The 15,205-nt window shown below is 54.8% G+C and carries 12 protein-coding genes; 5 read left to right on the forward strand and 7 right to left on the reverse strand.

What is annotated here, in order from left to right; genetic code table 11:
- The first annotated feature begins 228 nt into the window (after nucleotides 1–228).
- Nucleotides 229–885, forward strand: coding sequence for a lactate utilization protein (locus SG26_RS18000; RefSeq protein WP_008311726.1), 657 nt, complete (start codon nucleotides 229–231; stop codon nucleotides 883–885).
- A 265-nt stretch (nucleotides 886–1,150) separates the two neighbouring features.
- Here SG26_RS18000 and SG26_RS18005 read toward each other — a convergent pair whose 3' ends face one another.
- The 3 genes from SG26_RS18005 to SG26_RS18015 form a co-directional block, all read right to left on the reverse strand.
- Nucleotides 1,151–1,747, reverse strand: coding sequence for a TetR/AcrR family transcriptional regulator (locus SG26_RS18005; protein WP_014031003.1), 597 nt, complete (start codon nucleotides 1,745–1,747; stop codon nucleotides 1,151–1,153).
- 145 nt (nucleotides 1,748–1,892) lie between these two features.
- Nucleotides 1,893–4,385, reverse strand: a complete 2,493-nt coding sequence (locus SG26_RS18010) for an RND family transporter (RefSeq protein WP_014031002.1) — start codon at nucleotides 4,383–4,385, stop codon at nucleotides 1,893–1,895.
- 27 nt (nucleotides 4,386–4,412) lie between these two features.
- Nucleotides 4,413–6,347, reverse strand: coding sequence for a COG1361 S-layer family protein (locus SG26_RS18015; RefSeq protein ID WP_014031001.1), 1,935 nt, complete (start codon nucleotides 6,345–6,347; stop codon nucleotides 4,413–4,415).
- 483 nt (nucleotides 6,348–6,830) lie between these two features.
- Between SG26_RS18015 and SG26_RS18020 the strand changes: the two genes are divergently transcribed.
- A complete protein-coding gene (locus tag SG26_RS18020) occupies nucleotides 6,831–7,430 on the forward strand; it encodes a TetR/AcrR family transcriptional regulator (RefSeq protein ID WP_008311719.1) in 600 nt (199 codons plus the stop codon).
- 28 nt (nucleotides 7,431–7,458) lie between these two features.
- On the opposite strand, the gene SG26_RS18025 is transcribed toward SG26_RS18020, so the two are convergent.
- A complete protein-coding gene (locus SG26_RS18025; protein WP_225308151.1) occupies nucleotides 7,459–7,929 on the reverse strand; it encodes a hypothetical protein in 471 nt (156 codons plus the stop codon).
- A 496-nt stretch (nucleotides 7,930–8,425) separates the two neighbouring features.
- Here SG26_RS18025 and SG26_RS18030 point away from each other — a divergent pair, with 496 nt between their 5' ends.
- On the forward strand, nucleotides 8,426–8,782 hold the full coding sequence (locus SG26_RS18030) for a HalOD1 output domain-containing protein (protein ID WP_014030998.1): 357 nt from the start codon (nucleotides 8,426–8,428) through the stop codon (nucleotides 8,780–8,782).
- A 537-nt stretch (nucleotides 8,783–9,319) separates the two neighbouring features.
- On the opposite strand, the gene SG26_RS18035 is transcribed toward SG26_RS18030, so the two are convergent.
- Complete coding sequence (locus SG26_RS18035; RefSeq protein WP_004594978.1) at nucleotides 9,320–10,564, reverse strand: Cdc6/Cdc18 family protein; 1,245 nt, start codon at nucleotides 10,562–10,564, stop codon at nucleotides 9,320–9,322.
- A gap of 1,102 nt (nucleotides 10,565–11,666) precedes the next feature.
- Nucleotides 11,667–12,260 (reverse strand): helix-turn-helix domain-containing protein, encoded by a 594-nt coding sequence (locus SG26_RS18040; RefSeq protein WP_050038461.1) that lies wholly within the window; start codon nucleotides 12,258–12,260, stop codon nucleotides 11,667–11,669.
- A gap of 152 nt (nucleotides 12,261–12,412) precedes the next feature.
- Between SG26_RS18040 and SG26_RS18045 the strand changes: the two genes are divergently transcribed.
- Nucleotides 12,413–13,102, forward strand: a complete 690-nt coding sequence (locus SG26_RS18045; RefSeq protein WP_050038387.1) for an NADH-quinone oxidoreductase subunit B — start codon at nucleotides 12,413–12,415, stop codon at nucleotides 13,100–13,102.
- 136 nt (nucleotides 13,103–13,238) lie between these two features.
- Here the strand turns inward: SG26_RS18045 and SG26_RS18050 are convergent, their stop codons facing one another.
- Nucleotides 13,239–14,210 carry a hypothetical protein gene (locus SG26_RS18050; RefSeq protein WP_023843024.1) on the reverse strand — a complete coding sequence of 324 codons (972 nt, stop codon included), beginning with the start codon at nucleotides 14,208–14,210 and terminating at the stop codon, nucleotides 13,239–13,241.
- 328 nt (nucleotides 14,211–14,538) lie between these two features.
- Between SG26_RS18050 and SG26_RS18055 the strand changes: the two genes are divergently transcribed.
- Nucleotides 14,539–15,195, forward strand: a complete 657-nt coding sequence (locus SG26_RS18055; RefSeq protein ID WP_014031339.1) for a hypothetical protein — start codon at nucleotides 14,539–14,541, stop codon at nucleotides 15,193–15,195.
- Nucleotides 15,196–15,205: the final 10 nt, after the last annotated feature.

The raw sequence follows: 15,205 nt of genomic DNA on the forward strand, positions 1-15,205 counted from the left end.
TAACATGATGAATGGAGGGCAATATATGCTACCCCCGGTTTTCAGCATTTGATATCGCAGTCAGCAATCAGAGACCTCGTGCTGTTTCCGGACAAAGTACAGCCGTGTGTCACACCCAGTCAGGTGATCGGGGTATCACCGATGTAACTACCAGACATCGGTGTCCGCGAGCACTTTTGTACTAGCTACGCCTTCATGTTGACGCTGATACACCTACCGCGAAACAATATGTCTCAACAGAAATCAGAGTACGCAGACGACGCCGATATTGACGAATCACTGGACGAACTGGCCTCGGAAGAGACCATTGAGCAGACCGTCGAGAACCTCGAGGCAAACGGGTTCGATGTCATCGTCGTTGACTCGACTGATGATGCGCTCGCAGAACTTCAGTCACTCATCCCTACAGAGGCGTCTGTGATGAACGGCCACTCGACGACGCTCGAAGAGATCGGGTTCGTCGAGTACCTGAGTGACGGGGACCACGAGTGGGAGAGCCTCCCCGACGAGATCTGGAGTATCGACGACGACGCAGAGCGGCAGGCCGCCCGCCGGAAGTCGCAAACGGCCGACTACTTCCTCGGTGGCATCAACGGTATTTCCCAGACCGGCGAACTCGTCGCGGCAGACCGCTCGGGGAGCCGTATCGGTGCGTATCCGTTCGCTGCCAGTAACGTGGTCATCGTCAGCGGCGTGAACAAGATCGTGCCGACACTCGAAGACGCGCTCGACCGACTGGAAAACGTCGCGTACCCACTCGAAAACGAGCGCGCGAAGGAGGCCTACGGCGTCGACTCCGCGATTGCCAAACAGCTCATCCTCCGCCAGGAGCTCGAAGAGGATCGCACTACCGTTGTGCTCATCCGCGAGCACCTCGGCTACTGACTGCAGTACAACAGAGGGTGGTAATCGGTCCCGCCGCCTTGCGTTGCCGATCTAAGCACAGTATCGGAGAACTATAGTAACCATTGAAAATCAATGCATACCTGATCGCACGACGGCAGTCCGATCAGTGTGTAACTCGTTTCAATTGTACTATAGCAGCCCGGGGTACGTTTCTGTGCTCCGCACTCCGCCGGAAAGAGCTATTGACCGGCTTGGTCCAAGCCGTGTGAGAGAGGAAATTCGGCGACGACCATGGCGACAGGCGCTACGAAATCAAATGCGAATCGATATACGAAAATAGGGAGGCTTTCGCTGCTCCTGTTGCGGCTTCGCGATTGGTCGTGAGGCGGCTATACATCGTTCCTTTAATCATTGCTAGAATGTGCTCGGCCATGTGTGTCGGATCCACATCGCGAAACACATCAGCCTCTATCCCTCGACGAACAGTTTTCTCGATGATTGCAGTAAGTCGAATATCAATCTCGGTGAACTGTTCGCGAAACACCTCCTGATCCAGCGCTTGCGGGGAGAGCGTAACTAAAACGCTGTGAAGCTGCCGTTTCTCCTCGGTTAGCTGGCACGGGAGGAGTGTCGTAATGATGTGATGGAGGTCCTCTTTCGGGTGGTCACCGATGGTCGTGTTGATTGTCGCCTCGAATCGGTCAACAGTGAATCTGAGAAACCGGATTAGCAGGTCGTCTTTCGAGTCGTAATAGTGGTATATCGTCGATTTGGCCTTGTCGAGTTCGTCTGCAATAAGCGAGATGGAGAGTTCAGCGTATCCACTGTTTACCAGCGCTCGATGGGTTGCGTGCATAATCTCTTTTTCAGTTGCACCCAGAGCGTCACCATCTGTAGTCATACAGACAGTCCTCCGCTCTGATCGTAGATAGCTTGACAGCACGGTGCCAATTCCTCAGGCTCTGCCTCGGAGCGATCTTTCTCAAGCCGCTCAATTTGCTCATCATGTGCCACAGGTGGGCGGAAACCGAAACGAGCGGGCCGCATTAGTTCACACTCCGTGTCGAGCGCGATGAGAGCAGTGTCTCAAGCGTTCCACGACCGTGGTCCCAGATGACGATTGACGTCGGGAGGACCAGTATGGACGCCACGAATGAATAGAGAACGCTGACTGCAATTAACAATCCAAACTGGCCCAAGATCGGGACAACCGCGAGGACGAGCACGCCGGTTCCAGATGTGGTGGTGACCATACTACCCGCCAGCGCACCACCTGTTCCCCGGACACTAATGTCGAGTGCTTCGAGCAAGCCAGTATCGCCACGGTACTCCTCCGAGAACCGATGCACGAGGTGAGCGGAGTAATCGATACCAAGCCCGATTCCGATTGATAACGTCGTTCCGGTGAGGACGTTGAACGGGATATCCAGATACCGCATTGTCGCGGCCAAGGCGGCAATAGTGAGCAGTATCGGCACGAGGTTCGCAGCGCCCAGCCCGGGACGCCGTTCAAGTAGCCAGTAGGCGAAAAACAGGAACGCTGCAGACGCGAGAATTGCGAGAGCCAGACTTATGTACGCAGATTCAGCGATTACGTCCGAGACAGCTTTCAATACCACAACACTGCCGGTTGCGGTCGCTTCCATCCGGAACTCATCCGCAACGGCTCTCGTATCATCTGTCACTTCCTGCTGACTCGCATCAGACTCGACGGAATACACGATGCGCGTTCGCGCGTAGTCATCAGTCATGTACGACTCCGCCCGGTCGCCGTACGGCGAATCATACAGCGCGTTGTAGATGGTCGGGAGATTCTGGTCGGGGACACCGTTACCGTTTTGATCGTTCTGTTCGACGAGCTGGCGGAACTCGGGTGAAGCACGCTTGTAGCGGTTAATCACCGTAAGTATGCTTGTGGTATCTGCACTCCCGCCGGCTGTAACGAAGGAGTCGGGTGGGTCCTGGTTCGCCCGGTGGATCTCCTCGAGCGCCGTTCCGTCCTGTAACGACCCTTCGACGTATATCGTTACGGTGTCACTCTCACCGCTCTCGAACGTGTCTTCAAGGTAATTTATCTGCTTCGTGACTGTGTACTCGCTCGGAGCCACAGCTTCCGGCAGAACCTCGACGTATCCGGGGTTCTCCTCCGGTGGGAGGAAGTCTTCAGTGGTGAACCGGGTATCAATCCCAGTTCCATACGCCCCCATGGCCGCCGTAGACACCAGTACGAGGGCAAAGAATATGTACGGGGCTCGGCGGGCGATTGTCACGCCGACAGTTAGCGACTTGCCGACTGCGGAGTCCTCAGAGCCGATCGGCGCGATACTGAATTCGGGGAGGTCGTATCGCACACGCTGCCGGTCCATGAAGTGCTTGAACGACGGGAGGAAGATACCGAAAATGAGGAAGGTGAATATGATCCCGACGCTGGCCACGAACCCGAGGTCACGGATCGGGCCGAGCTGGCTAGTCCCGTTTGCGGCGAATCCCAGCACTGTCGTTCCTGTCACAATAAAGAACGCTGGGAGCAACTGGTCAGTTGCGGTCCGCATCGCGGGTGTTGGTTCGACGTCCTCGATCCGTTCTTCGCGGTATCGGTTCACAGCGTGAATCCCGAAGTCAATCCCGATGGCAAGGAGCAACGGCGGGACCGTGATCAGCATCTGCGTGAAGGGGATACTGGCCCATCCCATGAACCCGAATGTCCAGATAATCGCCATCGCAAGGGAGACGAGGCCAATCAGCAGATCAAACGGATCCCTGTATGCGATAATAAGGAAGAACAGAATCAGGACAACAGCGGCTGGGACGACGAGTCCCAACGAATCGGAGATAACACTGTTCAGCTCTGCGGAGATGAGTCCACTGCCGAAGACAGAGATATCACCGTCAACCGAGCTGACAATGAACTCCGCTTCCTGCTGAATGGGCGTCAGTGGTGATGACCCCTCTGTCCCAGCACTGCTTGAGACACCTGAAACCTCGTGTGTGACAGTCGTCAGTGTTGCAGATGCCGACGGCTCCTCTCGGTTTAGATCGTTGCTGAGTAGCCCTGCAACTGCCGGCTGGCGCTCAAGTGTGGTTCGGGTGGCGGACTTAATCTCCGTCTGTGAGGCCGCTTCTACGGTATCGATCTGTTCGGGCAGTGTCTCTGCGTCCGGGTTGAGCGTCTGGGCGACGGCCTGTGCGACACTCGTCGTGCCAACAACGTCCTGTGATTCACGCTGTTCGAGCCGGTGCTGTGCTTTCAGCATGTTGAGGATAGCCGGCTTCGACAGGACGTTCTGGTCCTTTTGAATAAGCGTTGTAGAGCCAGTCCCCTCACCGAACGGTTCGCGCTCGAAGTTGTCGTTGACCTCGTCGAACGCTTCCTGTGCGGGAACGCCGTCAGTGAACTGTGATGTCCCTGAGTCGGTCGCAGTCATGCCGAAACCCGCCGACAGAACGAGCGTTGTGACGATGAACACAGCGACGACTGTCTTGTCACGGTTGACAATCCAATCGTCTAATACGTCGATGTATTTCTGATACTCTAGCATTGTGACATAGATGTTAGCTTCAGACGGTTACTGCCGCCTGTACCAGACGACGCCGCCAACAACGGCAAGGAGTCCAATGCCACCAACCAGCCACAGTGGCGTCCCACCGTCCCCGGACTGGTCCGTGACTTCTATCGGGAGACTGTAGGTATCCGAAACCCGTTTTTCGCCGTCAGGCGTCTCATACTGGAAGTCCAGATTGAGCGGATAGGTCTTGTCTAGCGCGTCGCTGCCCGCCGAGAGTTGGACTGAGACCGTTTCTGACGCTCCGGGGGCCAGTTCAGCGATGAACGTTTCATCGTCACTGCTACTGAGCGGATCATTGACGAACGCCTTCCCCTCAATGCTGGTCAGTGTTTTGTTCTTTGTGTTGGTTATTGTAAACGTAATTGACCTGTCTTGGCCCACACCGAGCGTTGAATTTTCCACTTCGATGTCGAATTCGTCCTGACTGCCAGCCACTTGTGAGCGAACTTCGAGTGTATCTGCTTCAACCCTGTCGCCGTTATCGTCGCGGTAGCTCACTCCGAAGTCAAACTGCCGAGCGCCTGCCTCCGCGCTGTTGGACACGTCAACGCCGAAGTTGAAGTTGGCCGTTTCGCCTGCATCGAGATCTCCAACAGCGTACTGTGATTCTTTTGGCGACAGTGTCGACTGCTGGCTTTCCCATGCGATGACGACGTTCTCGACGTCACGCGTTCCAGTGTTTGTGAGGGTTGCACTGAGTGAGCCGTCTTCGCCAGCCTGGAGTGACGTTTCGACGTTAGACACGTCGAAGTTCTGCTCAGGCGCAGGACTGAGGCTTAGCCGGACATCGTCATAGGTACTGGTATCGCCCTCTTGATCCTCATACTGTACGTTAGCCGACAGCGCGTAGCTTCGGTCCTCGGCATCGGGGCTCGCTGTTGTATCGACGCGAACAGTCCGAACTGCTCCGGGTTCCCATTCCCCCACATAGGCGGTTGTTGAGGAGCTCTTTCCAAACGTTATATCCGCGTTCTCTGAGACAAACGTAACCGAGGAGTCATTCACGGTCAACGGGCCTGTGTTGCGGAGTTGAACCTCGTACGTTCCTGTGTTACTAACGGCGACAGAACTGCTTGAATTGACAACCGAGAACTGCTGTTCCGGGTCAGGTGTGACTGCGACGGACTGTCCCACGGATTGTGTCCGGAGGCCATCCTCGTTATCAAATGCAACCGACAGCTCAAATCCGTACGACTCCGGTTCCGCGGCTTCGGCAGAACTCACACGGTAGTTGAACGTCCGGACTTCTCCCGGTTCCCACTCATCAACGAATCGTGAGGTGGCATCGCCGCCACTGACAGCGAGGTCCTGATTCTGTGATTGGAGCGTTACCGCGGCATCCCGTGCGGCGCTATCTCCGGTATTTTCGACGCTAACTGCCACCGTACCTGTTGAGGCAACGCGTGCATTGGAGTCAATATCAGTCACATTGAAGGTGGCATCATCGGTGACGTCGATTTCAATATCAACGGTGCGAGTTTTTCTGTCTTCGTCTCGTGCCCCTGTTCCCTCGGAAATGTAGCTTGTATGCTTATAGTTTAGTCTCAGTTGTGCGTCGTACGTACCGGAACTAGCGTCTTCGTCCACGCTGATCTCGAACGGCACTGTCGTCTTCGGCCCCGCCTGTAGCGTGCCGAGGCTTCGTTTCGAATTTTTCACTGAAATGGGTGCGTCACCAGAACCGAGTGACACAGTAAGCCCCTTTGCCGTTGTTACCTCGTTGTTCAACGCCGGATTTCGAGTGGAGCCACTATCGAGTTCCCCGCTGTTGACCAGTGAAATTTCTATGGTCTTTTGTTCACCCGGAGCGACGGTATCATCTTCAAGCGTTGCCGCAATATCGGGGCTCCCAACGACCGCAGCGGTTGCCGTTCCGCTGGTGACGGTAATCCCGATTACAGCCAGAAGTAGCAGTTTATACTTTGTAGAGGCCATGTTACTTGAGGATTTGTTCAAACCGTGTCTCGTTGCTAGCGACACTCCGTCTCGGAATTCTTCGTTTGTGAGTAGCCATTTGGTGGTGTTGACTAAACGTTCAATCACATATAGTGCTTTCGTATCTTTCGGGGCCAGAGGGAAAACTGGTGTTCAGTCAAAGCCACCATTACCTCGCCATCCACCGATGTCAACACAGGGTCTACAGATCTTATGGGGTGTTAGAAGGTGAGGCAGCGGAGGAATGTATGTACGAGTACAGTGAGCTTGAGGACAGTCCAGTGCGCTCCGTTGAGACAGCGGACCACAATACGCTTAAGGTTATTGAATATATAGTCAATCATATAGTTATCTACAACCGTACCCGTTACTCAGTTCAATGATAGAAAATACAACCCAGATTGGTCTAGTACTCTACAGAGAGTGGTGAAACCGTGAGCCATTTGAACCGTAGTAGACAAGCAGGAAACGGTCGACGTAAAGATGACTAACGAGATATCCTTTTTCCAGAACCCGGATGGAACCCGCGAGGAAATACTTGAAGCTACATTCTATGCGTTACGTCAGCACGGGTACGCGGATCTTACTATTTCAAAGATAGGTGACGAGTTTGGGAAGAGCCAATCGCTCATATACCATCATTACGACAATAAGGACGAGTTGTTGGTAGACCTCCTAGATTATATGCTGGAACAGGTCGAGAATCAGGTCCCGCTGCCCAACCAGTCCCCTGAAGAGTATATCGAGATAATCGTTGACGAAATATTTGGCACCAGCAGCAACAGTGATGTCGAGTTTTCGCAGGCTGTAATTGAACTGCGAGCGCAAGCGGCACACGACGACGATTACAATCGCCTCTTTCGCAGAAGTGATGACTTTATTCGAAAACAAATCGCCCGTGTCATCCGGGCGGGTGTTGATGCAGGCGCATTTGATGTCGAAGACCCATCTCAGACAGCCGCGCTGTTCCACACGGTTTTAGTCGGCATTCAGGCGGAACGGATTACCAGTGACGAGGAGACTATCGACGATGTGAGAGCCGAATTTCGGCGGTATGTCGAGAACTGTTTACTTTCTGAATAGCCGGTCAAAGTCAGGTCCTGCTGAGCGATTAGCTGCCCCCGTCAGCCGTCATGCCGCCGCCGGGCATCGACTGGCAGTCTCCTTCGGGTTTCCGGATCGGCTCGACCGAACCCCACGAGTGGAAGTCCCACCGCATTGACTCGGCTTCGATGCGTCGCGGGTACCCGGAGTCCGCGAGGATGTAGTATGTGACCGGCTCCTGAGAGCCGTCCTGAGAGAGTTCATACACCAACACTTCCTCGCCATCGATGGTATCCCGGCCGACCGGCGTGATGTCTGGGTTTTCCTCCGGCTGGTCGGAGAACTGACCCGGATCAACCTCGTCACGGTCCATCCCCTGTTGCATCGTTCCCCGGAGACACTGCCCTCCAGTAACGGTGTACGTGCTGTTCCCGATACGGTACATTTCCATCTGTTGTCCCTGCTGGTCAAACGACCAGTACATATCCCCTTGATAGAAACGACCAGTCATCTCGACGGTCTGCCCTCCGGACTGCATTGTAGCTGTCATCGCGTACGATTCTGGGAACCGCGTGACCTGTCCGAACTGTGCTGACCTGTCGTCGGCTCCGCTGACCGCCGATGTATCCGTACCGGTTGTCTCACCGGGTTCAGGCGACGGTTCGGCTCCGCCGCCACTCTCTGTTTCATCTGATCCACTATTTTGCTCGCCGCTGCAACCGGCGAGTACGATCAATCCCGAACACATGGCTCCGAGTAACTTCCGTCTGGGTAGTTGATGCATGGGGGCGGATATCCTCAACGGGCAGATACTACCGACCAGTTCATGACAATTGTTATCATATATGTCTCACTCTGATCACGAATGGATTCATTGAGTGTGTATAGACTGATAAATGCAGTGTAATATAGCTATACCGTATAGCTCAGCAAAATGGCTATTAGCGCATTCAAGATTGGATTGAAGAGAGTAGTTATTATGCCCGAATATTCATACATGTATTATATGTACGTTCCAGTTGTTTACTAGGTGGATGACTGACGACAGCCAGAGCGACGAGGCTGATGGGGATGAGGGACTATTTGTGGGAGCGAACGGCACTCTAACTGAAGTTCAGTACGATCCAACCAGCGACCAGGAGCTTGCTACGGTCATTGTTCAGGCCGTTGCCGATCAGTCGGGAACAGAACCATATCGTGAGTCGCCGTTGCACGACTACATCGATGTCGATGCCATTGAGACACTACTATTCGGTACACAGCCAGACCAGTCAATCGGCTCAGCGAGCCAGAACATCACCTTTCGATACCGCAACATTATCGTCACAGTTCGAGCTGACGGTGTGATCCAGCTGTCGGCCGCTGACGCCAGCCGTGCAAGAAAGAACTAATCGCGAGGGTACAGGACATCTCGTCTGGGTTGGTAGCCTCCTTGCATATGCACTCCACTGCCGATATATCCCAAAAGGTCCACCGCCTGAATTGCATACTTCTTACCACCGGAGGCCCAGACCACGACAGTCTACAATAATCGGTCCGATTGGGCTGTGCCGGGAGGGGATTACGAGATAGGTTAAATGAGAGATTCGTTCCCAGTGATGGACGAGAGAGTCCCCGATTTTCGAACAAGCTATCGTTTGACCCGGAAAACTAGTATCCAGTATGGCTCTCCTGAAAGAGGGGGGTAGCTGCAAACATATTCTACAAATTTGATTCTCAAAAGATATATCGGTAGCTTCCGCGGTAGTGATTATGGCATCAAAGGTAGCGTCGGTACCATTAGACACCACCGTGTCCGTAGTTCTACACGCTCTTGAAGTGAAGATAGAAGCTTCCAATCACCGGCGGCAACACCACCATGTCCGCTGTTCTATCTCCTGAAAACCGCTACGTATCAATCGGTTTCGACACCACCATGTCCGCCGTTCCTAAGTGGACTGGAAGTCCGAAAGCGTCGCTTCGCTATCAACGAGGTTAGTGACGGATTTGTGGATTCCAACATCGTCGACAGTCTTCTCAAGCGCTGCGAGAATCATCTCCGGGTCCATTTCGAGAGAGTACTCGCGATAGGTTCCCCCACGTCGTCCCTCGTTCCGCTCGATTGCCGAGATGATACCTAACATCGACAGCTCGCCGAGGTGATCACGCATCCGGCGTGGGACAAGCGGATCGATCCCTGCCTTTTCGGCGAAGTTCGTGTATCGAGGTCTGATATCCCGTGTCCGGGCCGGCGTCTTCCCTTCCTGGTCGAGCGTAACCATTGCGTACACGACCAGATGACCGTGTTGGGTCAGTCCCGAAATACCTTCCTGAATCCGGCCACGTTCCAGAACGTCGCGGGCCTCTCTAACAAGATCTTCCGAAATCGTATCCGTATCCTTGTCGCGGGCCAGGTCGCCCGTTTTCATGAGCAAGTCGAGGGACTGCCGCGCGTCACCGGCGTCTTTCGCTCCGTACGCAGCGCACAGCTCGATGACGCCGTCTTCGAGGACGCCGTCGTGAAACGCTACATCAGCGCGCTGTTGCAGGATCTGGATCAGCTCCTTCGCGTCGTATGCGGGGAACTGGATCTCCTCTTCACAGAGTGAACTCTTGACTTTCGGGGAGAGGTCATCGCGAAAAGAGAAATCGTTCGAGATACCGATGATACCGATCTTCGCTGAACTTAGGTTGTCGTTCGCTCGCGCACGCGGGAGTTGGTAAAGAATACTATCGTCTTCGATGTGGTCGACTTCGTCGAGCACGATGTAGATCGTCCCGCCACAGGAGTCGAGTTCGGTCCACAGCATGTCATACACCGTTGCACGAGGATACCCTGTCGTACTGATCTGGCTCGTTTCGTCCCTGAATTCGTTGACGAGTCGGGTCGCGATTTGATAACTACTGGAGAGGCCATCACAGTTTAGCATCTTTACCGTGAGATCGATATCCTCGTATTTCGCTGCGTCTTCTTCGAGATGGTCAATTAGATACCGCGTACCAGCAGTCTTGCCGACCCCCGTTTTACCGTACAAGAAGATGTTGTTGGGCTGTTCACCGTTGATTACGGGTTGGAGAGCCGCTCGATACCGGTTTAGTTCAGTGTCACGCCCGACGAGGTTCTCAGGCTGATAGTCTTCCCGGAGGGCATCCCGGTCCAAGTAGATCTCGGTGTCGCGTTCGAACATCCCCATAGTCGTTGCCTGATGTATTGGAAGGAACATACATAAAACCACCCCTGTCCGCAGTGTCCGGAGTGTCCGCTGTTCTATTGCTTATAAAAGAATGGCGGGACCCTCCCACCCCACTATGTCCGCAGTAACTAGAAAACGGTAGGTGGGGGTAACTCAGAAAAACTATTCATTAAGGAAAAGTTTATAATACTATGCTGAGAGCTAGACCGTAGTGCAGTTTAATAGCTATAGAGAAAGACGCTATAGCAATACTTGACGCTATCTCTAGTCTAGATAAGATTTGGGTAGTATCTAGACACAATCTAGTTGAGACTAAGTAAAATCTAAACTGTCTAGATTCTATCTAGATGAAGTTCAGATAGTATCCAGGCTGTTCTAAATTGACTACCCTTCGAATCAAATGAGGCTGTTTCCTTCCCCCCTCCCTCTCTTTTGAAGAACAGCGGACAAAGTGGGGTGGGAGTGTTCTCTCCCATTCCTCGCCTAATTTACGGTCTTCAGACTCTCTGTGGCCAATTTATAGCGCTTCTATTGTTCAAGCACACACCGCCGTGTCCGCTGTTCTCGTGTCCACCCCCACTAGAACAGCGGACATCGTGGTGTGGCCCAGGCGAAGCAACACCACAATGTCCGCAGTAATCGGCGCATGATTTCTCAACTGTCCCAATAGAACAGCGGACATCGTGGTGTCTATTCACGATTATGCACCAGACCTCCCCGTCAGACGCCACAATGTCCGCAGTAATATGGGTTTAGAATACCTCTAACGAAGTGTTACTGCAGACACTGTGGTGTTCTCTGTTTCATCCTGCCCGCTCAACGATTCGGGTTCTGCTTCTGGTCCGGGATTCACTGTTCGCGCCGCATTGGTCACGTTAGTCGTCGCAGCGCTCCTGCTCATCTGCCGCGACAGTTACTGTACTCAACCGATCACTGAATACTACTTGCCCACGTTCAGCGACAGCCCAGTCTGCCAGCTATCGCGATAACCAACAATCCACCCGCTGGGTTCTGCTGTTCCCTTCCCTCTTGTTCTGCTGTTTCCTCCTATTCGAGCGGTTCAAACACAGTCGTGGTGCATCGATACCTTCTACGCTAGCTGTCATCTGAATACGCGTTCAACAAGCCGTGCCTGCGCCTTTCTGAGATGATTCGATGCGGTACTCGGAGCACAACCGAGCTCCTCGGCGACGTCCTTGACGCTCCCATTTCGCGGGACGTCGAAGTAACCGACTTCCCGTCCTGCGGCGAGTGCTTCGCGCTGACGTGAAGTGAGGCCGATGGCGAATGTTCCAGGGCTGGCATCGTATTCGCCGATCTTCTGGACGTTTACCGTGATTCCGTCGGGAAGTGCATCCCGGACCTGTTCGAGAGTGGCGGGTTCGCCGACGACATCGAACAACACGACTCCGTGCGGTCGGTAGGCAACCGGTGGGACCACCATTAGCGTCGGCTGTTCGAACGCCGCGTAGAACTGTCGTGATTGTTCAGTCTCCCGGCCACGGACGAACGCGTAGAACGCCTGGTCCCGAACGGGTGTAATATCGTAGCTTTCCATGGTTTCGACCGCAGAAAGCGCCGATTCGTAGGGTTCGCGATCGCCGACGATATAAAACAACGTATAGGCGATCTCGTCCTCGACCCCGACTTTCCACGTAACGAGCCACTCGCGTTTGATTGCGTCGCTTTCGGTCATAAAGCGGTGCATCGGACGCTGATACTCCGGTGCATACTGGATCTCTAAGCGGAGATATCTCACGGACGAGCCCTGGTGGCGGCTCCCATATAAAGACACTAGTGTGTACGACAGTTCGCGTATCCGATCCCACTATCTATCCGTAGCTGTTCATGAGCAGTGATCGGCGGAATGTGGACGACGCACAGTCTGATGAACGGATATGCTGTGGTAGAAACCCGGATGCCCGATTTAATTCTACACTTCGGGAGGTGCTTGGTTCGTCCCCGTTCATCCTGACCAAATTCGACGCGTTCATGAACTGGGTCCGGGGGTCCTCGATGTTTGTGCTGCAGTTCGGCATCGCCTGTTGTACCATCGAGATGATGGGCACTCTCGCTACGAAACACGACCTCGACCGCTTTGCTGCCGGAGTCCCTCGGGCATCACCGCGGCAGGCAGATCTGATTATCGTCCCGGGGACCATCGTTTCGAAGTTCGCGCCGCGGATGAAGCGCGTGTACGACCAGATGCCCGAGCCGAAGTTCGTCGTCTCGATGGGGTCGTGTACTATTTCCGGTGGGCCGTTTCAGGAAGGATACAACGTCATCAAAGGTGCGGAGCAAGTCATTCCGGTTGACATTCACGTCCCGGGGTGTCCGCCCCGCCCCGAAGCGCTGATCTACGGCGTCGCCAAGCTGCAGGAGCGCATCGCCGAGGGCGAGTCCTCGCCGGTGACGGTCAAGCCGTACGAACTGGAGCAGTTTGACGACCTCGAACGGGACGAACTCGTGGACAAACTCGCCAGCGAGATCGACGATGACGACCTCGTCATGCGGTACGACTGGACTGGCTCGACCTGACCTACTGCGTCGTTACGGGGACTTGACCGTACGATTCGGACTACGTACCTGAGGTGGGGCTTCGGCCCCGATGTAATTGCCGCTCCGGTTCGATGTGGCTGAAACCCAATAGTGTCTTGGAAGACCAGTTCGGATTTTACGACGCAGCTTCAGTGTAGTTCACTTCGAACGATGTCGTTTCATTCTCACCGTGGTTACCGACTGTCACCGAATCAGTACCGTCAATCCGCTCAACTGCGACCCTCGTCCAGGTACGCTCGACGGTTTCCGATTCGAGATCGATTCGAACGACGACCGTGCGACCGCCGCCTGGCCGTGTGAGTTCGAGTTTGACCTGGCTGTCGTCTGTTGCTTCGACGACGGTCGCGTCCAGCGTGTCCGGATCGTCGAACTCCGTCTGGATGGCGTAGCTGGTGCGTTCGTTCGATTCGATGAGCCGGTCGATGGAGTCCCGTTCGCTTTCGTTGAGAGCGCCGATCGTATCTGTAATGTTCAGATTGAGGCCTTCGAGCTCCGAGTGGCTCGAACGGACAGCTACCGACTGACTGTTGAGGGCGACTTCACCTTCGACAGCTGGGAGGCAATTGTCCACGGGACGGGCGTGGATGCCGACGGTGTCTAACGGTTCGTCCCGGGCGACCGTCTCGTAGTACTGGTTGACCTGAACTTCGATGTGATCGTACGCGCCGAGCCCCGCGTATCCTGATATTTCCTTCCAGACCAGTGACGCGAACTGCTCGCGGCCGATTTCGTCGAACGGCTCGCCGCTGTGCTGTTCGACAAGTGTCACGGTGACACCGCGGACCTGTATGTCAGTCCGAGTTCGGTTCGGGGTGTCAATACGGAACCCGCCACCACAGGTCCGGTCGCCCTGATCGAACGTGACCGTGCCACTATCGTTGGAAACCGTTGTCACCTCGAACGCCGTCGAATTCGTAACTGTGATGCTACCGGTCGTTTCATTGGATTCGGTCTCAGAGGGGGACGATTCGGATGGGGCATTTCCGGCACTCCCATCGGCTACGACGGCTGCGCCGCTGGCAGTGAGCAGGAGGGCCGATACCGCAACCGCGTACGCTGCGAGTCGGTAGTCACGATGCATCTGCATCACTTCGTTGGCGGGGAAGTTTTCGTTTCATTGTCTTGGGGGTGATCGGACAGGACGCACGAGCGCGGTCGGTAGCACAGTACAGTAAAGCCGGGCCCGTAGCGGCGGGCCGAGTTCGCAGTGGCGGGCCGAGCATATGCTGTGGGCCGGTGTGCTCGCTGTGAGTGCTGGCCCGATCACGGCATCAGGAAGTTATACGAAAACCATTGTAAACCCCCGTTGGAAACGGGAGTGAAACGGATCTGAAACGCGTTTCAGAGATTGTTCCATTCGTTTCAGTTTACTGAAAACCAGCACTTTCATACGAAAACGTCCGGTCACGACGGACATGGAGTCGGTTAGACGGTCCCGTCTGGTGTTGGTCCTCTCGCTCACCGTCCTCAGTGTGAGTATCGCCGTCTTCGCAACCGCGACTGGTATCGCCGCCACGGCGACAGCTGATACCGGATACGAGTTCGCTATTGAAGACGATGCACTCGTCGAAACGAGCGGCAGAACTACTGAGGTTCTGATATCGGATATCGGAACTGTCAACCATATCGAGATTACGAATATCAACCGGAGCCCCGTTGTGCGGGCCACACCATGGGAACCGCCCGAACTGTCCCGCTCAAAGCAAGCGCGAGCCAAGCGGATTATCACGACGGACGGGTCGGTCGCCGATACCGTTGCATCACCGGCCGACGCAGTGTACACGATGCGGCCGGTTCCACGCGGGGTAGCTAGCGAGAGAGCCGCGGTCGTCGGTGCAGATCCGACAGCGCAGTGGCACGATCTCACCGCAGTCAACGAGTCCACCTTCACCGTTCGGAACGGCACGACTGCAGGGGTCGTCGTCATTGAACGGACGGAGCAGCGACTGAGTGATCGCCGTGTACTGGTTGTCGTTGAACCGATTGATCGGGAAACCCGATACAGTGTCGTCGTCGATATCCGAAACGAGAGGATAGATGCGTTCGTCCGACTCCGTGGGGTACCGGAGTAGTCCGGATACA

Origin of the sequence: Haloarcula sp. CBA1115, from assembly GCF_000827835.1 — an archaeon.
In the GTDB taxonomy this organism is placed as follows: domain Archaea; phylum Halobacteriota; class Halobacteria; order Halobacteriales; family Haloarculaceae; genus Haloarcula; species Haloarcula hispanica.

Excerpts from the sequence above, each read along its gene's own strand:
- SG26_RS18000 (WP_008311726.1), top strand. The coding sequence starts at position 229 with ATGTCTCAACAGAAATCAGAGTACGCAGACGACGCCGATATTGACGAA.
- SG26_RS18005 (WP_014031003.1), bottom strand. The coding sequence starts at position 1,747 with ATGACTACAGATGGTGACGCTCTGGGTGCAACTGAAAAAGAGATTATG.
- SG26_RS18010 (WP_014031002.1), bottom strand. The coding sequence starts at position 4,385 with ATGCTAGAGTATCAGAAATACATCGACGTATTAGACGATTGGATTGTC.
- SG26_RS18015 (WP_014031001.1), bottom strand. The coding sequence starts at position 6,347 with ATGGCCTCTACAAAGTATAAACTGCTACTTCTGGCTGTAATCGGGATT.
- SG26_RS18020 (WP_008311719.1), top strand. The coding sequence starts at position 6,831 with ATGACTAACGAGATATCCTTTTTCCAGAACCCGGATGGAACCCGCGAG.
- SG26_RS18025 (WP_225308151.1), bottom strand. The coding sequence starts at position 7,929 with ATGCAGTCCGGAGGGCAGACCGTCGAGATGACTGGTCGTTTCTATCAA.
- SG26_RS18030 (WP_014030998.1), top strand. The coding sequence starts at position 8,426 with ATGACTGACGACAGCCAGAGCGACGAGGCTGATGGGGATGAGGGACTA.
- SG26_RS18035 (WP_004594978.1), bottom strand. The coding sequence starts at position 10,564 with ATGGGGATGTTCGAACGCGACACCGAGATCTACTTGGACCGGGATGCC.
- SG26_RS18040 (WP_050038461.1), bottom strand. The coding sequence starts at position 12,260 with ATGACCGAAAGCGACGCAATCAAACGCGAGTGGCTCGTTACGTGGAAA.
- SG26_RS18045 (WP_050038387.1), top strand. The coding sequence starts at position 12,413 with ATGAGCAGTGATCGGCGGAATGTGGACGACGCACAGTCTGATGAACGG.
- SG26_RS18050 (WP_023843024.1), bottom strand. The coding sequence starts at position 14,210 with ATGCAGATGCATCGTGACTACCGACTCGCAGCGTACGCGGTTGCGGTA.
- SG26_RS18055 (WP_014031339.1), top strand. The coding sequence starts at position 14,539 with ATGGAGTCGGTTAGACGGTCCCGTCTGGTGTTGGTCCTCTCGCTCACC.